We start from the raw sequence: 23,431 nt of genomic DNA, 5'->3' as shown, positions 1-23,431 counted from the left end.
AATAGGGTGAAGAATAGATGACTGGAAGGTTGATGAACATGGGTGATGAAATCCGCAGAAATATGGCCTTATTCCCAATTGGTATTGTAATGAAACTTACGGATCTGTCTGCACGTCAGATTCGTTACTATGAGCAGCACAGCTTGATCGTTCCTGCGAGAACGTCAGGTAATCAACGGTTATTCTCTTTTAATGACGTAGAGAGATTGCTAGAGATCAAGGCTTTGATTGAAAAAGGAGTTAACATCGCGGGCATCAAACAAGTGATGAATCCTGTTTCAAAAGAATCCGAGGAAGCTACAGTGATCACGCCAGATACTGAAGTTAAACGCAGAGAGCTGTCCGATACGCAGTTGCACCGCTTGCTGAAGCAGCAGCTAGTATCAGGTAAGAGACCAGGACAAGTATCTCTCATTCAGGGAGAGCTTTCCCGATTCTTTAATAAAAATTAAATTCGCATAACTTGGCGAGTGAGGGGAAAACACGTACTTTTGGTGTGAGACTCCTTGACCCGTGGAACTTTCTAATGTACAAATATAACAGGCAAGCCAAATACGCAGATAAGAAAGGGAGAGGTTATAGTGAGTTATACAAAAGAAGACATTCTCCGCATTTCGAAAGAAGAAAACGTACGATTCATTCGATTGCAATTTACTGATTTGCTTGGAGCTATCAAAAACGTTGAGATTCCTGTGAGTCAGTTGACTAAGGCTCTGGATAACAAAATGATGTTCGATGGATCTTCCATTGAAGGTTATGTACGTATTGAAGAGTCCGACATGTACCTCTATCCAGATCTAGATTCTTGGCTTATTTTCCCATGGGTTGCAGAGAACCGTGTTGCACGTCTGATTTGCGACGTATATCTTCCGGATGGTAATCCGTTCCCAGGAGATCCACGTGGCATCTTGAAACGAAACCTGCAGGAAGCCCAAGATATGGGATTCACTTCCTTTAACGTTGGTCCTGAACCCGAGTTCTTCTTGTTCAAAACAGACGAAAAAGGAAACCCAACTAACGAATTGAATGACCAAGGTGGTTATTTCGACCTTGCGCCTACGGATCTTGGTGAAAACTGTCGTCGTGACATCGTTATCACACTTGAAGAAATGGGCTTTGAGATCGAAGCTTCCCACCATGAGGTAGCTCCAGGTCAGCATGAGATCGACTTTAAATATGCTGATGCTCTGAAAGCTGCTGACCAGATCCAAACGTTCAAACTCGTTGTTAAAACGATTGCACGTCAGCATGGTTTACATGCTACATTCATGCCGAAACCGTTGTTTGGTATGAACGGATCCGGTATGCACTGTAACCAATCCTTGTTCAAAGGCAATGAGAACGCATTTGTTGATGAGTCGGACGAGTTGGGTCTGAGCAAAACTGCTCGTCACTTCATGGCTGGAACTCTGAAGCATGCGCGTGCATTTGCAGCAATTACTAACCCAACTGTGAACTCATACAAACGTCTTGTACCAGGTTATGAAGCACCTTGTTATGTAGCATGGTCTGCTAGTAACCGTAGCCCAATGATTCGTATTCCAGCTTCCCGTGGTCTGAGTACACGTGTTGAGGTTCGTAACCCGGATCCGGCTGCTAACCCTTACCTGGCTTTGTCTGTTCTGTTGAAAGCAGGTCTGGACGGAATCAAACGTGAGCTTTCCTTACCAGCTCCAATTGACCGTAATATCTACATCATGTCAGAAGAAGAGCGTGTGGAAGAAGGCATTCCAAGCTTGCCAGCTGATCTGAAAGAAGCATTGAATGAATTGATCCGCAGCGAAGTCATCTGTGATGCTCTCGGCGACCACGCCTTGGCTCACTTCTATGAGCTGAAAGAAATTGAGTGGGATATGTACCGCACACAAGTCCACCAATGGGAACGCGATCAATATATCACGTTGTACTAATAGCTCAATCCCTTGGCGCTCTAGCGCTGAGGGGTTTTTCTTTTTGTGGGCAAGTACCTATATATTTAGAGAAAAACCAGAGTGCCCACAAAATGCCCACAAAATATTTTTCTAATCGAAAATTTCCTCAGTGAATTTCTGTGCCCCAGAGTCAAGTAAAAGCACCGCGCAGGTATGTCGGAGAGAGTGAATGGGGAGGGATAGGAGACCACAAAGTTTTGTGATGCGCGAGATAATGAAGATTTAGGCATAAAGTTTCTATCTTACCTACATAGAATCAGATCAAGGTCATGGTGGTAGCTATCCCCAAGTATCCCTTTGTTATGTTCCTGCCACTGTCTGTTGGTGTCACCGAAAAATTCTTCTTTGTTTTTCGCTGTAAAATCTAGAGTTTCATCAATTGTAATGAAATGATTATCAAAATCAATATCGATCCATTTTAGAGCAACTGCTTCGCCTTTTCGCATACCAGTTTCAATTAACACTCGGAAAAATATCCAGTATACATAACCATAATGACGTTAGTTTTGCATAAACAATGGTATATCATCGGAATCAATAAAGTGGACTTCCTTTTTGGATCGTCTCAAGCAGGCTTCGTTGATTGATGCGATTATTGACGGTCATGTTCATGGTGTTGTGGCATACCTGGGACTAAAGACTAAATCCGTGAAGGGGGAGAAGCCTATGGCGATAGAAGTGATGAAACAGTTGGAGGATCTGAAGGCCATTGTTAAATCGCAGACCAAGTGGATTACACTTCAGAAGGCAAAGGAGAACATGGAATATCCTAAATGGACAGAAGAAGGTTATGAGTATTACAAGGACTGCATAGATGATAATATAGGTTTCTATGATTTTTGGAGGTTGTTAGTTATTAACTATCGTAATGAAAGAATAGGAAAAACCAGTTCGATTTAAAACAGGCGCTGTCGGAGGGACTTCTGACAGCGCCTGTTATTATAGTGCATCTGGCATGGGTGCACTAAAGTTTGTCATTGTTCGTTGATACTAATAGCTAACATGGAATTTGAAAAGTATCGTATAAGTACCGTGGTTTGCACTTACAACTGTAAGCCCAGGTTGAATAGGAGTAACTAAAAAGTCAGGGCCAATATCACAAGCGCCATCGCTATAGATTACATCATAAGTGTAGCCGCTATACCATTGTCCAGGTTGGCCTACTTTTAGGTAAATATCGCGCTCAAAAAAAGCATGAGGTGCTATCACCTGGGACATTTCCGATGGTGAAGAATTAGGTGTTGAAATAGTTGCATCAGCAGCGAAGGACGTGGATCCAACTGAAAAACATGCAGATACAGCTAATAATCCAGCAAGTAATTTCTTTTTCATTTAATCTACTCTCCCTTTAGTTATTTTATCCCGATCGGTAAATATATCATACCTTATATGGAAAATATATACAATAATTAAAAATTTAAGTTTTTACACTACTATTTTTGTTTTGATAAATAAGAAAACTCGCTAACCTTTTAGTCGATGCTTTTGAGTGTGGCAATCGGCATCGCCAGACCGCTTATTATAAAGGGGTGTTTCTGATATATGATTATGATCCATTGGAGCTGTACTGACGGTTCATTTAAAGTTTGTGGGACATCCCCCAAATTGTCTCCTAAATGTCCCCAATGTCGTGAAAAGCTATGATCGACTACGAACTTTAGTTCCTATTCTATTTCGTAAATAGCGCATAAATATTGAAAGAAACTATAATATGAAGCGATCGTACATAAACTGCATACCAGTCCATCAATGGGAACGCGATCAATATATCAAGTTGTACTAATAGCTAAATTCCTTGGTGCTCTAGCGCTGAGGGGTTTTTCTTTTTGTGGACAATTCTCAACATACTTAATCAAAAACCAAATTGCCCACAAAAGTTCACTATTTGTGCGAAATAAATGAGCAAAAATAGTTATTAACAAGATCAATCAAAGAGATTTTTCAGAGTAATTTACTAAGTAATTGAAAAATTATGAGTGCTACTTTATCGCTAAATGTAGATAATTTTTATAAGAGATACTTCCAGGCGTTTAGAAATAGAATAAGGCCTTATCAGCACTTAGCTGACAGGCCTTATTTTCATTTAATTAGACTTTTCTTAACAATGTCGATTTTCGTCTGATGGTAAACTTAGTTATAAAATGCCCATTTCGGATTTCATAGCTATCCATATCCAGTTAGATGAACGATGACTTATTTATATTGGTTTGAGCTGGCAAATGCTCTTTCAGGCTGGGCTTCACAATCCGATCTTCATTACATTTTACTGTCAATCTGAAATTTGAAAGAATCGTAACCCGTAAGATCATCCATTGAGTAAAACTCAACCGTTTTGCTTTCACCTTTTCCCAGGAAGTCAGCCGTACCGTCTGCTGTACCGATTTGTTTTCCGTCTTTGTCGTTAATGGTCGCTTTGAGCAAAGCAACTTCGAATTCTTTATCAGTGTTTTCAATAGAGGCTGTTAAAGACCACATCCCATTATCATCTTTGACGGACACTTCCGATATTTTTAAACCATCAAGTTCATATTCGATTGCTTCAACTGTTTCTGCTACTTCATCTTGCTTAGTTTCTTCTTTTGCTTGCTCAGTGTCTACTAATACATTCGTTTCTACTAGTTCTGTTTCAGTTGATTTCACAGGCACTGTATTGGCTGTTTTTTCTGTCTCACTTCCACAAGCTGTTATTGCTATTGTTAACATTAAGGCTGACAATAAAAGTGATGCTTTTTTCAAGATGATTCCTCCAATATATGTATTCTGCATATAGTCTATCAGACCTAGGTATATTTTTCTATGTAAATGAGAGGAAAAGCTAATACATGTGGAGTCGCAACTAGAAGAGGATAGCCTCTCATAAACCTTAATAAAGGTCATTGTATCAGTCAGTCTGTCCTAAATAGTCGCGAACTTCTAACTTCTTGCGGCACCTTGTCTTTAGACATCTCAGTTGTTCTTATCAGGCAACGACTGAACATTTATTCATTTCTCCTTAGCCATTCATCCTTTTACTCAGATATTAGAATAACCTGCTACGATAATAGATGTATTCCATGAGACTGTTGAATTTAAAACCAAAACTCACCTACTATCGCAGTAAGCTGATACTGTCTATAGAATGAAAGACTTACATAGCACCCTCATAAGGCAACTTGAAAGCCACGAGATAGAAAGGAATTCTAGCATTCACACATTTAAAATTGCAAACATCGTCCAAATACATACAAATCAATGTTTCATTTGTATGTTGAAAGTTTCATATAGAAGAGGTATACTTTAATTAAATTTTGAGCAATTTAATTTTAAATAATTAATTGGAGATGTTAATATGAATCAAGCAAAACAACTAGTGACAGAACAACGTACATTTTTTTATACAGGACAAACTAAAAATATCAAGTATCGGATTAATGCGCTTCAACAGCTTAGAAAAGGAATTGAAAAGTATCAGCAACGGATTCAAGATGCACTTCGGGCAGATTTGAACAAATCAGAGGCGGAAGCTTACGGTTCAGAGATTCGTATTGTTTTGGGTGAACTGGATTTTGCATTAGAACACCTGCAGGAATGGGCTGCACCTAAACAAGTCCCAACCAATTCGGCTATGCCGGATGGGGTGAGCACCATTTATCCGGAACCATACGGAGTGGCGCTTATTATTGCACCTTGGAATTACCCTTTCCAACTGGCCTTTGGTCCACTGATTGGAGCAATTGCAGCCGGTAACTGTGCAGTTATCAAGCCTTCTGAATTAACACCAGCCGTATCTCGTCTGACGTATGATCTGATTCATGAGATTTTCCCTCAGGAGTATATTGCCGTTATGGAAGGGGAAGTTGAAGCCAGCACCGCATTGTTGAAAGAGAAGTTTGATTATATTTTCTTCACAGGAAGCACGGGTGTTGGTCGCATTGTTATGAAGGCAGCTGCGGAGCATCTGACTCCTGTAACTCTTGAGTTGGGTGGTAAGAGTCCTGCTATTGTCCATAACGATGCAGATCTGAAGCTGGTGGCCCAGCGGATTGTTCGTGGTAAGTTCCTCAATGCGGGGCAAACATGCGTTGCTCCGGATTACTTGCTTGTGCATGAACAAGTTCATGATGAACTGATCGATATGATTGGCGCAGAGATCAAAGATAAATTTGGGGATGATGTGTTATTGAACGCTGATTTCCCGCATATTGTTAACGCGCGTAACTTTGATCGGTTGTCGGGATTCCTCACAGATGGCAAAACGCTGATTGGTGGACGTTCTGTACGTGAGCAGTTGCTCATTGAGCCGACTGTACTTGGAGATGTGAACTGGGAATCAGCTGTCATGCAAGAAGAGATCTTCGGTCCGATTCTTCCTGTATTTACGTACAGTGACCTGAACCCAATGCTGGATGAGATTGTTCGCCGGCCAAAACCATTGGCGCTATATCTCTTCACACAAGATGAGCAACTGCAGGAGCAGGTTCTGAATCAAGTGTCCTTCGGTGGGGGATGTATTAATGACACACTTTCTCATATGACTTCACACTATCTCCCGTTTGGTGGTGTAGGAGAGAGTGGGATGGGCTCATATCACGGACAACAGAGCTTTGATGTGTTCTCGCATCACAAAAGTGTTCTGAAACGCAGTGAATAATTAGCCGCTAAAATAACATAAACATGAAAAAAAGAGGTTGTCCTGTTCATCAGGGCAACCTCTTTCGTATTTCATTACATCTAGTTTTGTTACTCAAGTTAAATATTAATGAATATCTCGGAAAAGGCCAATGACTTTACCCAGAATACTAACATGTTTCAAACGTAAAGGTTCGAAGGTCGCATTCTCCGGTTGAAGGCGAATATGATCTTTCTCTTTATAGAACGTTTTCACTGTAGCTTCATCGTCTTCAGTCATTGCAACGACGATATCACCGTTATCAGCAGTTTGCTGTTGACGGACAATAACGTAATCTCCATTAACGATTCCAGCTTCCACCATACTATCTCCCACTACTGAAAGCATAAACACTTTCTGTTCGCCTACATAATGTGTAGGAAGAGGGAAGTAGTCTTCAATGTTCTCGGTTGCAGTGATTGGAACCCCGGCTGTGACCTTACCAACGACAGGAATACGTGCAACGCTATGAGCAAATTGATGAGAATGCTCAGATTCTTCCTGGCTCAAAAGCTCAATGGCTCTTGGCTTGGTAGGGTCGCGTCGGATCAAACCTTTTTTCTCCAAACGATCCAAATGTCCATGTACTGTTGAGCTGGAAGCCAGTCCAACAGCTTCACCAATTTCCCGTACGGAAGGAGGATACCCCTTCAACCGGACTTCATTTCGTATAAACTCCAGAATAGCCTGCTGCCTGCTGGATATCTTCGACATACCGTATCAACCCCATTTTAGTAACGTTTGGGAAAATTATAACATAGAACCTCCGTTCGTACAAACATAAGTTCTAAATAAAATAGCATTAAATCAGTGTTTTTTAACTTTTAGAACCGAATTTGTCCAAAAGGCAGAGCATAATACTGCAAATACTTTGCAAAAGAACTTCAATGAAGATATTTCTCCTTCAAAAAAGAAGCGAACAATTGTTCTAAAAATCTATTGAACAAAACAAGTGTTCGTGTTATATTGATTTCAACAGATAGGAACAAACGTTTGGAGGCGGGTATTTAATGAGATATTCTACTTATCAAAGCATTTATGAACCGATGAATTCGGAACTGGTGAAGTCTAACATAGGGAACTACAAGAAGGTTTTAGCGCGTTTCAAGATTTCTTCATGGATGTTAAAGGTAGCCATTACCTCTTTGATTATATTTATTGGATGCAGCACTGTTTTAACTGTATTTGCTGGCAATGAGAATGATGTTCTGCCTGGAGGGAAGATTGCCGTTTCACAAGGGGAAACCTTATGGAGTATTTCTTTGGAACATAAACCGACGAATATGGATACACGTATTTATATAGAAGCAATTAAGAAAGTGAATCAACTTCATACGACTTCCATCCAAGTGGGTCAAGTACTAGCTCTACCGCAATTTGCAGAATAAAATGCACATCAATGAGTGTTAGCGCGTGTCAGCTTGACAAGCTGCCTTTATCATGGCAAAGTTAATATGACTTTGTATTTTTGGAGGGGACAAGCTTGGATATAGATAGTCTGGTAGCACGCATTAACGAATTGGCTCGTAAGCAAAAGTCCACTGGATTGTCGGAGGAAGAACTTGCTGAACGTGCCGAGCTAAGAGAGATTTATTTGAGCAATATTCGCAGCAATTTCAGACAACAACTGGATACCATTGAGATTGTTGATGATGAGAATGACAAAGGCCACCAAGGCAAACTCAAACACTAACGAAACCTAATGATATCATTATGATATTTAGGTTTCTTCCTGTTATTTTGAGTGTGCAATTTATAGGGGGAAATGTTGGTTTACAGTTATGTAAGCCGATACAAAGACACATAAGGGGGATTCTCATGTCGCGTTCGTTCGAGAGAACGGTTAAGAAAAATTCCAAGCAGTTAAATCAGCAACGCAAAAAAAGTGGTCAACCAATCACTGGTACACCAGGTGAAGAAGTCTTTAAGGGACGCAGCTTGTTGTTCCCAATATTTTTGATCGGTCTCGCCTTTTTGTATCTGTTTATGAGCACATTCCTTGTGCAAGCTCCAATGACAACTTGGGACTGGGTGACCATGCTGCTTTACGTATTTTTGGCAGTCATCTTCATGCTTCGCCGTCCATACATCAAGATTAGCAGTAATCGGATTATAACGACGAAGGGTAATCGTGAACGTTCAATTGGGGTTGACGATATCGTTAAATTCAGAATTGAACCAGGTACGGTTGTAATCGAACATAACAGTCGCGGGAAAAGATGGGTGTTTACCAAGTTATTGAACCGTTACGATACAGATGCGATTGCAGAACGTTTACTGAAGTTTGCAAAAGCACACCAGATCACCGTGGAAACCGTCGAAAAGTAATTATTGCATAAAGGGGTAGATGATCGGAATGGCGTTAAAAGCGATTTTGTTCGACCTAGATGATACTTTATTGTGGGATGAGCGTAGTGTTCGAGAAGCTTTTCATGAGACTTGTCTAATTGCAGCGCAAGAGACTGGGGTCAAACCAGAAGAACTTGAAGAAGCTGTGCGTAATGAGGCACGTGGACTGTATGAATCATATGAAACCTTTCCTTTTACCAAAATGATTGGAATCAATCCGTTTGAAGGCCTATGGGCGAACTTTACTGGTGGGGATCAACCCGAATTCCGTCAGTTGGAACAACTTGCTCCAGTATACCGTAAAGAATCCTGGCGTCGTGGCTTGTTGAAGTTGGGTATAGATCGGGAAGATCTTGCTGAACAACTGGCCGCGCAGTTTGGAGTAGAACGGAGATCCAGACCTCATGTATACGAAGAAACGATGGATACCTTGCGTCAGTTACAAGGAAAGTACAAACTGTTGCTGTTAACGAACGGTTGTCCTGCTTTGCAACAAGAGAAGTTGGATGGTGTACCTGAATTGACTCCATTCTTTGATGAGATTATTATCTCGGGTAACTTCGGAAAAGGAAAACCAGATCCGTCGATATTTGAACATGCTTTGAGTAAACTGAGTGTTAAACCCGAAGAGAGCATGATGGTTGGAGACAAGTTAACGACTGATATTCGTGGTGCTTTATCATCTGGCATCCAATCCGTATGGATTAACCGTGAGCATAAGACCAACAATGAAACGTATGCGCCAGACCATGAAATAACACATTTATCGGAATTAAATCAGCTTATTGCTAATTTCTAAGCAGATCAGCTATAACATCTTTCCTCAGCACCCTGAAACATTGGAAGCTTCAATGAACGATGATGTCGTTCTTGAAGTTACCAATGTTTTTTTATTTGAACTTATTGACTAAATTACCTTGTTAAATGAGATCTCCATTTTTTTTGCTAAAAGTTATTGAAATTAGGGGGAAGCTGGATTAGAATATAACTAACATACTAGTATGACTAGTATTTAGATTGTCCTAAAGCAATTCCTTTTTGACTTACTTCATTAAAATGGAAGCAGGGAGTTATTGCTTATTATTTTCGATTGATTGTAAGCGCTTAATATTTTGAAAAAGCTTCTTTCGATTTGGAGATCACACCACTTAGTAAGTGCTAATTAATGATGTGAAGCACCTTGGATTGTGTGATTCTACATAATACATCAAATTGATATCGCTTACATTTTAGCAATTATCTATTTGGTAGTGGGGGTGAAGTTAAAGGAGTTGTTGTCTTCTACAAGAGGAGAAACGATGGGAAATGTACCTGAATTACTCTTACTTATCAAGTCCTGGATCGGAGTGAAAACACATGGAGTCGGAAACCGCTAAAACAACGTTAACCATGACATCTTTACGTAAAGAGAGCAGATTACGAACGGCAGCAACTTTGTTCCGCAAAGACTGGCAGTTGTATTCACTATTAATCCTTCCCATCATCTATCTACTTATCTTTAAATATGGGCCGATGATCGGTAATGTGATTGCGTTCAGACGTTTTGTTCCCGGGGGAAGTATATTTGGAGAAACGTGGGTTGGATTAAGGTACTTCAAAATGTTCATTGAGGACCCTACCTTCTGGAGAGTATTCGGTAATACGCTGATGTTGGGCGGACTTGCATTGCTCTTTACATTCCCGGTTCCAATCATTTTTGCCTTGATGCTTAACGAAGTGAAGAGTAAACGATTCAAAAAGTTTGTACAGACCGCGTCTTATCTGCCTCATTTTCTGTCCATCGTTATCGTTGCGGGTATGATCCTGCAGCTGACAGCAGTGAATGGTTCCATTAATGGACTGGTGGCTTTCTTCACCGGAGACAATATTCCTTTTATGCAGCGGGCTGAGTGGTTCAGAACAATCTATATCACTTCTGAGGTATGGCAGGGTATGGGTTGGGGAGCGATTCTGTATCTGGCTGCTCTGACAACCATTGATGATTCTTTGTATGAAGCTGCACGTATCGATGGTGCCAATCGGTGGAAGCAAACGATTCATGTAACGTTACCAGGGATCTTGCCAACGATTGTGACGTTATTGATTTTGAACATGGGTAACTTCCTGGCAGTTGGATTTGAAAAAATCTTACTCTTGTACAATCCGCTTATCTATGAGACATCTGATGTGATCTCCACTTACCTGTATCGGGTCGGACTGGAATCGAGTAACTTCAGTTATGCTACCGCAATTGGCTTGTTCGAATCGCTGATCGGTCTGATTCTGGTGTTCTCCGTAAATGCCATCTCACGCAGACTGACACAAAGAAGCTTATGGTAAAGGAGGAGCATCATGCAGGAATCCAGATCTTACAAGGTATTTAAAGTATTCAATGTCATCTTTCTGCTGTTCGTGGTATTTATAACGCTCTATCCATTCTTAAATGTCGTGGCACAATCCTTCAGCAGTGAGTCCTATATTAATTCGGGTAAGGTTAGTTTGTTCCCAAGAGGATTCAATGTGGAGACATACAAAACCATCTCACGTGACAGCATGTTCTGGACGAATTATAAAAATACGATTATCTACACTGTAGTAGGTACGTTAATCTCAATGTTCATGACGACCATTTTCGCATATGCCCTATCCAAAAAGAGGTTGATGGGTCGCAAGTTTCTGACGATGTTTGCCGTATTCACCATGTTCTTCAGTGGTGGATTGATTCCAAACTATGTGTTGATTAATTCCCTTGGGTTCAACAACACCATGTGGGCACTTGTTGTTCCTGGCGCAATTAGCATATATAACATGCTGATCATGAAGTCATTTTTTGAAAATATGCCTGAAGAACTGGAGGAAGCTGCCTCCATTGACGGCTTGAACACATACGGGATTTTGTTACGCATTATATTGCCGCTTAGTAAAGCAGTTATGGCAACCATGGTGCTGTTCTACGCAGTAGGTCATTGGAATTCCTGGTTCCCAGCCTTTCTGTATCTGGACAAAAAAGAACTGTTCCCGGTCACCATTTATTTGCGCAATATGATTGCAGGAGCGACAAGTGGGGCATCTGCCGGTGCAACCTCAGCTGATAACCTGACACAGATTGCTGCCAATATTAAGTCAGTAACGATGGTATTAACCATCTTGCCGATACTTACCATATATCCATTTGTCCAAAGATACTTTGTAACCGGTATCATGTTGGGGTCTGTCAAACAGTAATGCGTACCAGACAAATTGATTCACATGATTAACTTTTAGAGGTTGTTTAAAAAGTTTTAAGGCAAGGTCAACCTAAACCAAATTCAGGGGGATAACCTAAATGAATCAAAAGCCACGTAAGTTTGTTGGTAAAATGGTGTTGGCATCAATGATGACCGTTGTTCTGGCAGCATGTAGCAGCGGTACCGGAGCTGGAGGTGACGTCACAGAAGTTCAAACCAAGGCAGCGATGGAGACGTACAATGTAGGGGATACATTCAAGGCGACCGAGCCATTTAATCTCTCCATACTATATAGTGATCAACCTAGTTATCCATATAAAAAAGACTGGTTACTTTTTGATAAAATTACCGAACTGACGGGTGTTACGCTTGAGCCAACGATTGTACCCATGAGTGATTATCCTCAGAAGAGATCTCTGTTGATTAGCTCCGGTGATGCACCACTGGTTATTCCTAAAACGTATCCAGGTGAAGAGTCTGCATTTGTGTCCTCCGGTGCGATTTTACCAATTAGTGATTATATTGATTTGATGCCAAACTTCAAGGATAAAGTGGAAAAATGGGGATTGGAAGATGAACTTGAAGGACTTCGACAGGAAGATGGGAAATACTATGTACTCCCGGGTCTGCATGAAGAAGTATGGCCAGATTACACACTACTCGTAAGAACGGATGTTTTTGAAGAAAATAACATCACGATTCCGACGACATGGGACGAATTGTATGATGCAGCGAAGAAACTGAAAGAGATTTATCCGGATTCCATTCCGTTTTCGGACCGATTCCAATTTAATAGTACGTTGAACATCGCTGCTACTGGCTTTGGTACCAAGGCTGGATGGGGTTTTGGTAACGGATTGACGTATAAGGAAGATCAGGATGAATTTGTATACACGGCTACAACACCAGAATACAAAGAAATGCTAACCTACTTTAACAAGTTGGTATCCGAAGGATTGCTGGACAAAGAAAGTTTCACACAGGATGATGATCAGGCTGTACAGAAATTTGTATCCGGCAAATCATTCATGATTAATGGTAATTCCCAAACGGTGGTGCTGCACCGAAATGATATGAACAAAACGCTGGGAGAAGGTAAATACTCTGTTGCGAAGATTACAGTTCCTGGTGGGCCAAAAGGGCAATTAATGTCTGGCTCCAGACTTGAAAACGGTGTCATGATATCCGGGAAAATTCAAAAAAACGAAAACTTCAAAGCCATTATGCAATTTGTGGATTGGTTATACTACAGTGATGAGGGTCAAGAGTTTGCTAAATGGGGCGTTGAAGGCGAAACATTTACCAAAGAGGGCGGAAAACGTAAATTGGTAGAAGATGTGAACTACAATGGCTTGAATCCTAAAGGCACGAAGGATCTGCGTATTGACTTTGGTTTCTCTGGTGGAGTATTTGCCTACGGGGGTACCACAGATCTGCTGCAATCGATGTTTAGTGAAGAAGAGTTGAAATTCCAGCAAGACATGAAGGATACCAAGGAAGTGATCCCGGCAGAACCACCAATTCCTTACTCTTCAGAGGACCGTGAACGGGTGACACTTCTGAGTACACCACTGAAAGACTATTCGGATCAAAATACACTTAAATTTATCTTGGGTGAGCGGGACTTGTCTGAATTCGATACGTTTGCCAAAGAGCTGGAGAGTCAAGGATTATCTAATTATCTGAAGCTGGCAAATGATACGTACAAAGCTTACAAAGAAAACAAGAAATAATATAGTTGATGTTGGCCAGATTACCGTTTCACACCGATATATAAGTGGAACGGTAATTTGTGCTAAGATGAATGAATACGGCTGATAGAAAGAGGTCTAGGCATGTCACTTAATCAAAAAATTAGAGGCTCGACCCGGGCATATTCATATAACCTGTTAAAAGAACGAATTCTTCACCTGGAACTTAAGCCGGGCACCAAGATTTCAGAGAAAGAGATTGCAGATGAACTGCAGGTGAGCAGAACACCCGTTAGAGAAGCATTCATGAAGCTTGCTGAAGAAGAACTGCTGGACATTATTCCCCAGAGTGGAACGATCGTCTCTCATATTAATCTGGAGCATGTGGAAGAAGGCAGGTTTATGCGGGAGAAGATGGAGAAGGAAATCGTGACTTTGGCTTGTGTTTCTTTTCCTGAAGAGTTCAGATTTCGACTTGAAACCAACATTGCAATGCAGGAAGTCTGTATAGGAAAAAACAATTTCTATCGGCTTTTTGAACTGGATGAAGAGTTTCATCAGATTTTGTTCCAGGGCACGGGTAAGCTGAGAACATGGAAAATGTTGCAACAACTGAATATCCCGTTTAATCGATTGCGTTTATTACGTCTAGCCGAGGACTCCAACCTGGAGGTCATTATCTCCCAACACAAAGAGATTTATCGTCTTATCACAGAGCGTCAGACCGAGCAAGCTGTTCAGGTGATGGAAGCTCATCTTAGACTAGTTGTTATTGAACAGGAATCGATTAAGGCGAAATACCCGCATTATTTTATATAATGCACCGATGTTGTATACTACTCTCCATATGCATATGCGAAAACCCCTGTTCAATTGAACAGGGGTTTTGGTTAAGCAAGTTGTAACACGAGAGAGTTAGGCTTGTTTGATAAAAGTAGGATCAGGGTATGGATCTGCAATCCAGCCATCTTTTTCGATGAACAGACGTACAGCAATAATTTGTTTGTTCTCCATTAAAGTGAAGAAGTGCGGTGTATTCTCAGGTACAGAGATAACGTCTCCAGGAGACAGTTCTACATTAAAGTAGCCCACATCATCTGTAGCTTTGATAACAAAGATTCCTTTACCAGCAACAATTGCACGGATCTCATCTTCAGCGTGGGTGTGGATCTCTTCGAACTTGGCCAGCTTTTCTTCGATATCTGGTGTTTGTTCGGACAGCGTGATGACATCCCAGATCTGGTATCCGCGACGTGCAGCCAAATCTCTGATTTCATAATCGTAAGTTTCCAAAACCTCGGTTTTCTGTTCATCAGTTAATCCAAAGTTATTTTGCAGATCAGTGTTCAGTTTGGATGCGTCCCACTTCTCATATAATACTTCGTATTTGTTCAAGAAATTTCGAACATTTTCGTCACCAGTGATGCGTTCGTTCGTATTTCGGATAACAATTTCAGCCATGTTCTTTCCCTCTTTTCCACTTGGTTTAATTGAATTATATCGGATTGCTTTGTTTTTGTCGATTCTCAAATTCCGTTCATATTCGTGCAAACCCGCCATGTTTCGGGACCAAACCCGATCTTTCACATTAAGTTAGTTTCTGTTAAACTAAGAGCTAACGTTTTGCGGGGGTGAAGATATTGGATAAGATTAGTCTACACGATGCATTAAAACAACGAATATTAATCCTCGACGGTGCAATGGGGACCATGATTCAACAAGTTGATCTGACTGGCGAAGATTTTGGCGGCGAAGATCTGGATGGATGTAATGAAATGTTAGTGCTTACTCGTCCAGAACTGATCCAGCGCATTCATGAAGAATATCTGGAGGCGGGCGCTGATTTAATTGAAACCAATACATTTGGTGCCACATCCGTTGTGCTTGCTGAGTACGATATTCAGGATCGGGCACGCGAGATCAACTTGGAAGCAGCCAGAATTGCGAAAGCTGCGGTTGATCGTTTCTCTACACCTGAATCTCCACGTTATGTGGTAGGTGCGATGGGACCAACAACCAAAACACTGTCTGTAACTGGGGGAGTAACGTTCCAGGAACTTATCGACAGTTATTTGGAGCAAGCGCTTGCTTTAATAGAGGGAGGCGTTGATGCGCTACTACTCGAAACCTCACAGGATACCCTCAATGTAAAAGCAGGCAGCATTGGAATTCAGCATGCCTTCGAACAGAGTGGTGTTACACTGCCCCTGATGATATCAGGAACGATAGAACCGATGGGAACGACCCTTGCAGGTCAGAACATCGAATCCTTTTATATATCCTTAGAACACCTTAACCCAATTTCGGTAGGACTAAACTGTGCTACGGGTCCAGAGTTCATGCGTGATCACATTCGTTCACTGTCCGCTATGGCATCGGTTGCCGTTAGTTGTTACCCGAACGCGGGTCTTCCGGATGAGAATGGTAATTACCATGAGTCACCAGACTCGCTTGCACAGAAGATTGGTGCTTTTGCCGAACAGGGCTGGTTGAATATTGCTGGTGGATGTTGCGGGACTACCCCTGCACATATTCGGGCTATGCGCGATACACTTGCCCAGTACCCCCCAAGAGAAATGAACGGAACACATCCACCAGCATTGTCTGGTATAGAACCAATCTATATTGAACAGGACAATCGTCCATATATGGTTGGTGAGCGTACGAACGTGCTGGGATCACGGAAATTCAAACGCCTCATTGTAGAAGGCAAATATGAAGAAGCCTCGGAAATTGCACGTGCTCAAGTGAAAAATGGAGCGCACATTGTCGATGTGTGTGTACAAGATCCAGACCGCGAAGAGTCTGAAGACATGGTGAAGTTCCTTGAATTGGTTGTGAAAAAAGTTAAGGTTCCTCTCATGATCGATACGACAGATGCTTCAGTAATTGATCTGGCTCTCCAGTACTCGCAAGGTAAAGCGATAATTAACTCCATTAACCTTGAGGATGGCGAAGAGAAATTTGAGCTGATCACACCGTTGCTTCATAAATATGGTGGTGCAGTTGTTGTCGGAACGATTGACGAACGGGGTCAGGCGATTAGTCGGGAAGACAAGCTTGACGTAGCCAAGCGCTCTTACGATTTGCTGGTGAACAAATATGGTCTCAAACCAGAAGACCTCATTTTTGATACGTTAGTGTTCCCAGTAGGTACGGGAGATGAACAGTACATCGGTTCAGCCAAAGAAACCATTGAAGGTATAAGAGTGATTAAGGAAGCGATGCCTGAATGTCATACGATCCTCGGGATTAGTAACATTTCATTCGGACTGCCTGAAGCAGGCCGTGAGGTGCTGAACTCTGTATTTTTGTATGAATGTACCAAAGCAGGTCTCGACTATGCCATCGTGAATACAGAGAAACTGGAGCGTTATGCGTCCATTCCGGAAGAAGAACGCAGACTCTCGGAAGAGCTTTTATATAACACGAATGATGACACTCTGGCGGCATTCGTAGCGGCGTTCCGTAACAAGAAGGTTGAGAAGAAGGAAAAAATCTCGAACCTTTCATTAGAAGAGCGTCTTGCTTCATATGTTGTGGAAGGAAGCAAAGAGGGATTGCTGCCGGATCTCGAACAGGCACTTGCCAAATATACAGCACTTCAAGTGATTAACGGTCCACTGATGCGGGGGATGGAGGAAGTAGGTCGTCTCTTTAACAACAATGAGTTAATTGTAGCTGAGGTGTTGCAGAGTGCGGAGGTTATGAAGGCTTCTGTAGCATATCTGGAGCAATTCATGGAGAAGAACGAGACATCAGTTAAAGGTAAGATCATTCTCGCCACGGTTAAGGGCGATGTGCATGACATCGGGAAGAACCTGGTTGAGATCATCCTGTCCAATAACGGTTACCGGATCATTAATTTGGGTATAAAAGTACCACCAGAACGTATCATTGAGGCATACCGAGAAGAAAAAGTCGATGCGATCGGCCTCTCGGGTCTATTGGTAAAATCAGCGCAGCAGATGATTCTTACCGCTCAGGATTTGCGAACAGCAGGTATTGATGTGCCTATTATGGTTGGCGGAGCGGCGCTAACACGTAAATTCACCAAAAATCGTATCCGTCCTGAATATAACGGAATGGTTGTATATGCCAAAGATGCGATGGATGGTCTGGATCTGGCGAATAAATTGATGAATCCCGTTTCACGTGAAGTGATGCAACTGGAGATGGAAGCAGAAAAAGAAGCTGATGCTTCAGGTGCTGTAGCTATTCAGACTCTTCCAGAGCTTACGCGAGTGGAGCGTTCGGATATTGCTGTAGATCATCCGGTTCTTGTACCGCCTGATCTGGAGCGGCATACGATGCGTAACTATCCTTTATCACATATCCTGCCATACGTGAACATGCAGATGTTGCTTGGACATCATCTGGGGTTGCGCGGTTCAGTAGAACAACTGCTTGCTTCAGGTGATAAGAAGGCTACCGACCTGAAAGCAGTCGTGGATGATATCATGCAAGAGGCTGTTCGTGACGGGATTATTCAGGCACATGCCATGTATCGTTTCTTCCCGGCTCAGTCCAGTGGTAACAGCGTCATTATCTATGATCCAAAGGACACCAGTCATATTTTGCATACATTTACGTTCCCACGTCAAAAAGTCGAGCCGTTCCTGTGCCTGTCCGACTTCCTGAAACCTGTTGAATCCGGTCAGATGGATTACGTTGGTTTCATGGTTGTTACGGCCGGACACGGTGTGCGTGAACTATCCACTGCGTGGAAAGATCAAGGGGATTACCTTCGCTCGCATGCTCTGCAATCCGTAGCGCTTGAAGTAGCAGAGGGATTAGCTGAACGTGTGCATCATATGATGAGAGATATATGGGGATTCCCGGATTCTGCCCAGATGACCATGAAGCAACGTCACGGTGCACGTTATCAAGGGATCAGGGTATCTTTTGGATATCCGGCTTGTCCGGATCTGGAAGACCAAGGGCCGTTGTTCAAGTTACTACAGCCTGAGGATATCGGTGTGGAATTGACGGAAGGTTTCATGATGGAACCTGAAGCTTCCGTATCAGCGATGGTATTCAGCCATCCGCAAGCTAAGTATTTTAATGTAGAGAAGGCATAAATTCAGTAGAGTGTCAGGCAAAGCCCTCCGCATTGTCGGAGGTTTTTTGCTGGCAACAGAAAGAGGTGCGATCCAGAATGGAACTATATTTCCTGGGAACTAATGCTGGTGTACCTACGCTTCAACGGAATGTAACTTCCATTGGGCTACGCATGTTGGATGAGCGCAGAGCTTTGTGGTTGTTTGACTGCGGGGAAGGAACGCAGCACCAGATTTTAAGTTCTCCGCTTAAACTAAGCAAATTGGAGAAAATATTCATTACTCACCTGCATGGGGATCATGTATTTGGACTTCCAGGACTGCTTTCGAGCAGAGCCTATCAAGGTGGCACCACACCATTAACCGTATATGGTCCGCCAGGTACGGAACGAATGATCAGTACAACAATGGAGCTGAGCCAATCCCGGGTTAACTATGATCTGAATATCGTGGAACATACGGGCGGCGTCCTGTTCGAGGATGACAGTTTTATCGTGGAAGCTGCTTTGCTTGAGCATCGGATTGACAGTTATGGATACCGGATCACAGAAAAAGATCGTCCAGGAAGCCTGGACCCAGCCAAACTGGCGGAATATGGTTTGAAACCAGGCCCATTGTTCGGCCGGCTGAAACGTGGAGAAACCATTACGCTGGATAACGGTGATTCGCTTCGTCCAGAAGATGTATTGGGAGCGCCAAAACGAGGCATGGTGATCACCATATTGGGTGATACACGTCCATGTGACAATGTACAGCCTCTTTCCATCGATGCAGATGTACTTGTGCATGAAGCTACATTCATGCATGATCTGGCCGATACAGCGCATGAGTACTATCATAGTACTTCTAAACAAGCGGCAGAAGCGGCTAGAGCAGCCAATGTAGGGCAACTAATCATGACTCACTTCAGTTCACGCTATAAGGATGAGGATCAACTTCAGCCACTTTTGGAAGAGGCGCAGTCCGTATTCCCGAATACCAGACTTGCAAACGAACACCAGCTTATTCCTGTCGTGCATCGCAAGCAAGAATCTTAACCCGGATTGCGAACCAGTGCACGGTTAAACACGTCATATAAAGATCCGGGTAATTGCACGGGACTGAGGGAGAGGAACTCCCACGGTCCCTTTTGCAATCTGGTCAGAAAGCGTGTAGGATGGGCAATATGAAGAGGGAAATGATTCAAATTATTTTCCGGGAAAGCGCAGGAAATGACAAGCTTGTACAGAAGACGCGCGAGTTAAACCGTCGGTGTTCGATCCGGTTCGACTTGTTGCGTGCATATGTCAGCAAGCCATTATTTTTTGCCTGAATACATAGGTTCGCGGTCAAGTTCGAGGTAAATGATTAAGGACATGAAACGTTAATGGAATGAAGAAAGGAAGTGCTATGTGTGATTAAGGCCTATCTGATTGACTTGGATGGTACGCTCTATCATGGCAGACATCGTATCGAAGGAGCCGATCAGCTTATTCGAACACTGCAAGAGCTAGGAAAGCCGTATTTATTCGTAACAAATAATTCTTCCCGTACACCACAAGGTGTGGCAGATCATCTGAACGGGATGGGCATACCTGCCGACGCGTCTCAAGTATGTACTTCTGCTGTGGCGGCTGCTGAATATGTTGCTGAAGAGTCCCCAGGTGCAAAAGTGGCATGTATTGGAGAAGCAGGACTGCTGGAAGCCATAGAAAAAGCGGGACTACAGCTGACGGAAGATGCACCAGATTACGTGATACAGGGGATTGACCGTGAATTTTCCTATCATAAGCTGACTAAGGCGTTAAGGTGGATTAATGCGGGATCAAAATTCATCATGACCAACCCGGATCTGCAGCTTCCTTCCGATGATGGGCTGACACCTGGGGCGGGGACTATTGGAGCAGCAATTGAAGCCGCGACCGGAGTTCATCCTACCGTTATAGGCAAGCCATCGAGTGTTATAATGAAATCAGCCATTAGCCGGCTAAACCTGGCGTCTCATGAAGTGGCAGTGATCGGAGATAATATGCGAACCGATATTGCAGCTGGAGTGGCAGCAGGGTGTGAGACGCTGTTGGTACTTACCGGTGTAACAACACGAGATAATATGGATGGACACATACAAGCAGCGAAGGCTCGACCTGATCATGTGTTTGAAGATTTGCATAAATTGATGGAGTGGCTGTCACAAGAGGCAGACCAAACTTCCAAAAAGGGGTAATGTACGATGCCGGAACTACCGGAAATGGAAAATTACCGGACCTTGCTGTCCGAGAAAATACTTGATCTACCGATTACAGGTGTTGTGATTAATCGCGATAAAACGATAAATACGGAGCCTGATCTGTTTATCAATGAACTTACAGGTAATCGCATCATATTTGTTGAGCGCCGAGCGAAGCATCTGATTTTCCACTTGGCTAATGGCAAACGTCTGGTGCTGCACCTCATGTTGGGCGGTATGATTTTCTGGGGTACCGAAGAGGAGCGCCCTAATCGTTCCACACAGGTGGAAATCCAGTTTGGGGATCACATTTTATTCTTTATTGGACTGCGCTTGGGTTATTTACATCTGCTTACTTCAAAAGAAACCGAAGAGGCGATGTCTGATCTTGGACCTGAACCTTTGGATCGACGGATGAACGTGGAACGTTTTGCTTCCCTGTTGAAAGGTCGTCGGGGTACCCTTAAGACAACGTTGGTGAACCAGCATATCATTGCAGGGATTGGCAACTGTTATTCGGATGAGATTGCTTTTGCTGCTGGTCTGAGACCAAGCTCCAAAACGCAGAACATCGCGACTTCACCTGAGTTGACGGAGCGCTTGTTCCATTCGATGCAGTCCGTGTTGCGCGAAGCAGCTTCTGAGGGTGGTTATATGGAAATGCCACTGATGCAAGGGGATACGAAGACCGGAAGCTTTGACGAGCAATGTCGGGTGTACGACCGGGAAGGCGAGACTTGTCCACGTTGCGGGGGAACGATTGAACGAGTGGAAATTACGGGCAAGAAGGCATTCTTCTGTCCGAAATGCCAGCATGAGGCCTAACACCGGAATTGGGGCACATGTCAGCACGAGAGGTGGATTTCTTCAGGCAGCCAAGAGAGCACATGCGATGGGGGCAACGGCGTTTCAGTATTTTCCGAAGAACCCGCGTAGTCTTGGTCTGAAAAATTTAGATCTCAAGGATGCTGAGCAGTGCAGGGATTGGTGTGAACAGCATGGACTGGCTTCGATTGCGCATTCACCCTATCCTACGAATCCGGTGTTGGGCATGACCCGTGGAGAGGCGGGCTTTCATGCTATAATAGCTTCTATACGCAATGATCTTGAAATTTCGGATGCTTGCGGTTCTGTTGGGACGGTAGTCCATTTTGGACATATCAAAACAAACGATCCGCTGGAGGGTTATCAGAATCTCATTCATTGTCTGGATACCGCCTTGGAGAATTGGAATGGACATTCGAAGGTGCTGATTGAAAATCAGGCAGGTGATCATGGCCCGATGGGCACGACAATGGAAGAAATGATACAGATTCGCAAATTGAGCCGATATCCGGAGCATATTGCTTTTTGTTTTGACACATGCCATGCTTTTGCTTCAGGTTTGTGGTCGTCAGGCAACGAAGCGGCGATGCTTGATAAGGGCAGGATGCTCGGATACTGGGATAATGTTGCTGCTGTACATTTTAATGATTCCAAATATGCATCTGGTTCGTGTAAGGATAGACATGCGAGGATTGGACAGGGATATATTGGAAATAAATCAATGAAAGTATTGTTAACTGCGCCTGAGTTCCAAAAAGCGGTTGTTGTGCTCGAGACAGAAACGGGCGAAGATGGAACGCACCGTGATGATATAGCGCTCATGCGTTCCTGGCTATAATGGGGAGAGGAGCGATTGTATGCATGTTTTTTTGGATGACTATCGGGCATGTCCGAAAGGATTTGTTCTGGCAACGAATGCAGAAGAGTGCCTTATGCTGCTAAGAGAAGGCGACGTGGACATTTTGTCTCTGGATTATGAGCTTGGTCCGGATTCGCCTAATGGCGGAGAGGTTGCGGCATCCATTGTACGAGAAGGTTTATTTCCGCGTGAGATTTATTTGCATACGTCCAGTATGTTTGGGAAACGCCAGATGTACGAGATGTTATATAGCAATAAACCGGATTCGGTAACCATTCATAATGGACCAATGACAGGTGAGGTCATGCTGCGTGTTGCCGCGGGAGAAGAAAGTTAATGAAGCCAATTACATCCAAAATGTTAATGCGCAGTGTATGGGAAGGCATGCCACAGGCTGTATTTATATATACCCCTTTATGTGGAACATGTGCGGCAGCACGGCGTATGTTAGAGGTCGTTGAGCACATGCTGCCAGAAGGTATTTTATTCGAAATGAACATTCATGACATTCCTGAACTTGTACAACAATTTAAAATTTCAAGCGTTCCAGCAGTGATGCTCTTTGATGGCCAGTTAGATGTTCCAAAAATGGTTTATCGGATGAGCTCTGTAGAGCATTTGCTCTCGGAGATCCGGAAGGCGGTGCTGAAATGAGT

At 43.0% G+C, this 23,431-nt stretch carries 24 protein-coding genes; 19 read left to right on the top strand and 5 right to left on the bottom strand.

The genetic code is table 11. The features are described from left to right. Positions 1-38: 38 nt before the first annotated feature. Positions 39-452, top strand: a complete 414-nt coding sequence (locus tag MHI12_RS17895; protein WP_017687924.1) for a MerR family transcriptional regulator — start codon at positions 39-41, stop codon at positions 450-452. Between the two features lie 129 nt (positions 453-581). Beyond that, the gene (glnA, locus tag MHI12_RS17890) at positions 582-1,910 is read left to right on the top strand and encodes a type I glutamate--ammonia ligase (protein WP_340962918.1); all 1,329 of its coding nucleotides are present in this window, start codon (positions 582-584) and stop codon (positions 1,908-1,910) included. Positions 1,911-2,173: 263 nt separating this feature from the next. On the opposite strand, the gene MHI12_RS17885 is transcribed toward glnA, so the two are convergent. After that, a complete protein-coding gene (locus MHI12_RS17885; protein WP_405169930.1) occupies positions 2,174-2,395 on the bottom strand; it encodes a hypothetical protein in 222 nt (73 codons plus the stop codon). A gap of 91 nt (positions 2,396-2,486) precedes the next feature. Here MHI12_RS17885 and MHI12_RS17880 point away from each other — a divergent pair, with 91 nt between their 5' ends. Further along, complete coding sequence (locus tag MHI12_RS17880) at positions 2,487-2,831, top strand: hypothetical protein (RefSeq protein ID WP_405169929.1); 345 nt, start codon at positions 2,487-2,489, stop codon at positions 2,829-2,831. Positions 2,832-2,921: 90 nt separating this feature from the next. Here the strand turns inward: MHI12_RS17880 and MHI12_RS17875 are convergent, their stop codons facing one another. Together MHI12_RS17875 and MHI12_RS17870 are read right to left on the bottom strand one after the other, a co-directional pair. Next, the gene (locus MHI12_RS17875; RefSeq protein ID WP_405169928.1) at positions 2,922-3,263 is read right to left on the bottom strand and encodes a hypothetical protein; all 342 of its coding nucleotides are present in this window, start codon (positions 3,261-3,263) and stop codon (positions 2,922-2,924) included. A gap of 924 nt (positions 3,264-4,187) precedes the next feature. Continuing rightward, positions 4,188-4,667, bottom strand: a complete 480-nt coding sequence (locus MHI12_RS17870) for a hypothetical protein (RefSeq protein WP_405169927.1) — start codon at positions 4,665-4,667, stop codon at positions 4,188-4,190. Positions 4,668-5,259: 592 nt separating this feature from the next. Between MHI12_RS17870 and MHI12_RS17865 the strand changes: the two genes are divergently transcribed. Beyond that, a complete protein-coding gene (locus MHI12_RS17865; protein ID WP_405169926.1) occupies positions 5,260-6,561 on the top strand; it encodes an aldehyde dehydrogenase in 1,302 nt (433 codons plus the stop codon). Positions 6,562-6,666: 105 nt separating this feature from the next. On the opposite strand, the gene lexA is transcribed toward MHI12_RS17865, so the two are convergent. Next, the gene (gene lexA / locus MHI12_RS17860; protein ID WP_017688034.1) at positions 6,667-7,293 is read right to left on the bottom strand and encodes a transcriptional repressor LexA; all 627 of its coding nucleotides are present in this window, start codon (positions 7,291-7,293) and stop codon (positions 6,667-6,669) included. A 296-nt stretch (positions 7,294-7,589) separates the two neighbouring features. Between lexA and MHI12_RS17855 the strand changes: the two genes are divergently transcribed. From MHI12_RS17855 to MHI12_RS17820, 8 genes are all read left to right on the top strand, one after another. Then, on the top strand, positions 7,590-7,967 hold the full coding sequence (locus MHI12_RS17855; protein ID WP_091020706.1) for a LysM peptidoglycan-binding domain-containing protein: 378 nt from the start codon (positions 7,590-7,592) through the stop codon (positions 7,965-7,967). A gap of 95 nt (positions 7,968-8,062) precedes the next feature. Continuing rightward, entirely contained in the window at positions 8,063-8,272 is a 210-nt protein-coding gene (locus tag MHI12_RS17850; protein ID WP_017688036.1) for a DUF896 domain-containing protein, read from the top strand. Between the two features lie 125 nt (positions 8,273-8,397). Next, a complete protein-coding gene (locus MHI12_RS17845; protein WP_017688037.1) occupies positions 8,398-8,907 on the top strand; it encodes a hypothetical protein in 510 nt (169 codons plus the stop codon). 28 nt (positions 8,908-8,935) lie between these two features. Continuing rightward, positions 8,936-9,727: an HAD family hydrolase gene (locus tag MHI12_RS17840; RefSeq protein WP_405169925.1), complete on the top strand. Its 792-nt coding sequence runs from the start codon at positions 8,936-8,938 to the stop codon at positions 9,725-9,727. A 590-nt stretch (positions 9,728-10,317) separates the two neighbouring features. Then, positions 10,318-11,247 carry an ABC transporter permease subunit gene (locus tag MHI12_RS17835; protein WP_339177159.1) on the top strand — a complete coding sequence of 310 codons (930 nt, stop codon included), beginning with the start codon at positions 10,318-10,320 and terminating at the stop codon, positions 11,245-11,247. Between the two features lie 12 nt (positions 11,248-11,259). Further along, positions 11,260-12,132, top strand: coding sequence for a carbohydrate ABC transporter permease (locus MHI12_RS17830; protein WP_036613592.1), 873 nt, complete (start codon positions 11,260-11,262; stop codon positions 12,130-12,132). A 100-nt stretch (positions 12,133-12,232) separates the two neighbouring features. After that, a complete protein-coding gene (locus MHI12_RS17825) occupies positions 12,233-13,867 on the top strand; it encodes an extracellular solute-binding protein (RefSeq protein ID WP_405169924.1) in 1,635 nt (544 codons plus the stop codon). Positions 13,868-13,969: 102 nt separating this feature from the next. Then, positions 13,970-14,644: a GntR family transcriptional regulator gene (locus tag MHI12_RS17820; protein ID WP_091020712.1), complete on the top strand. Its 675-nt coding sequence runs from the start codon at positions 13,970-13,972 to the stop codon at positions 14,642-14,644. A 96-nt stretch (positions 14,645-14,740) separates the two neighbouring features. Here MHI12_RS17820 and MHI12_RS17815 read toward each other — a convergent pair whose 3' ends face one another. Next, on the bottom strand, positions 14,741-15,286 hold the full coding sequence (locus MHI12_RS17815; RefSeq protein ID WP_047843398.1) for a cupin domain-containing protein: 546 nt from the start codon (positions 15,284-15,286) through the stop codon (positions 14,741-14,743). Between the two features lie 179 nt (positions 15,287-15,465). On the opposite strand from MHI12_RS17815, the gene metH reads away from it, so the two are divergent. From metH to MHI12_RS17780, 7 genes are all read left to right on the top strand, one after another. Next, complete coding sequence (gene metH, locus MHI12_RS17810; RefSeq protein WP_405169923.1) at positions 15,466-18,906, top strand: methionine synthase; 3,441 nt, start codon at positions 15,466-15,468, stop codon at positions 18,904-18,906. A 77-nt stretch (positions 18,907-18,983) separates the two neighbouring features. Beyond that, the gene (gene rnz / locus MHI12_RS17805; protein ID WP_405169922.1) at positions 18,984-19,922 is read left to right on the top strand and encodes a ribonuclease Z; all 939 of its coding nucleotides are present in this window, start codon (positions 18,984-18,986) and stop codon (positions 19,920-19,922) included. Positions 19,923-20,278: 356 nt separating this feature from the next. Beyond that, entirely contained in the window at positions 20,279-21,088 is an 810-nt protein-coding gene (locus tag MHI12_RS17800) for a TIGR01457 family HAD-type hydrolase (RefSeq protein ID WP_405169921.1), read from the top strand. A 6-nt stretch (positions 21,089-21,094) separates the two neighbouring features. Further along, positions 21,095-21,916: an Fpg/Nei family DNA glycosylase gene (locus MHI12_RS17795; RefSeq protein ID WP_405169920.1), complete on the top strand. Its 822-nt coding sequence runs from the start codon at positions 21,095-21,097 to the stop codon at positions 21,914-21,916. Further along, on the top strand, positions 21,906-22,754 hold the full coding sequence (locus MHI12_RS17790; protein WP_405173017.1) for a deoxyribonuclease IV: 849 nt from the start codon (positions 21,906-21,908) through the stop codon (positions 22,752-22,754). Before MHI12_RS17795 ends, MHI12_RS17790 begins: the two co-directional genes overlap by 11 nt. Positions 22,755-22,773: 19 nt before the next feature. Continuing rightward, positions 22,774-23,112, top strand: coding sequence for a cyclic-phosphate processing receiver domain-containing protein (locus MHI12_RS17785; protein WP_017688046.1), 339 nt, complete (start codon positions 22,774-22,776; stop codon positions 23,110-23,112). Then, the gene (locus tag MHI12_RS17780) at positions 23,112-23,429 is read left to right on the top strand and encodes a thioredoxin family protein (RefSeq protein ID WP_074095486.1); all 318 of its coding nucleotides are present in this window, start codon (positions 23,112-23,114) and stop codon (positions 23,427-23,429) included. The genes MHI12_RS17785 and MHI12_RS17780 overlap by 1 nt, the downstream gene beginning before the upstream one ends. Positions 23,430-23,431: the final 2 nt, after the last annotated feature.

The organism is Paenibacillus sp. FSL H8-0280, from assembly GCF_045040665.1.
Classification (GTDB): Bacteria; Bacillota; Bacilli; order Paenibacillales; family Paenibacillaceae; genus Paenibacillus; species Paenibacillus xylanexedens_A.
Note: the sequence above shows the minus strand (reverse complement) of the source record. Positions and strands in the feature narration are given on the sequence as shown.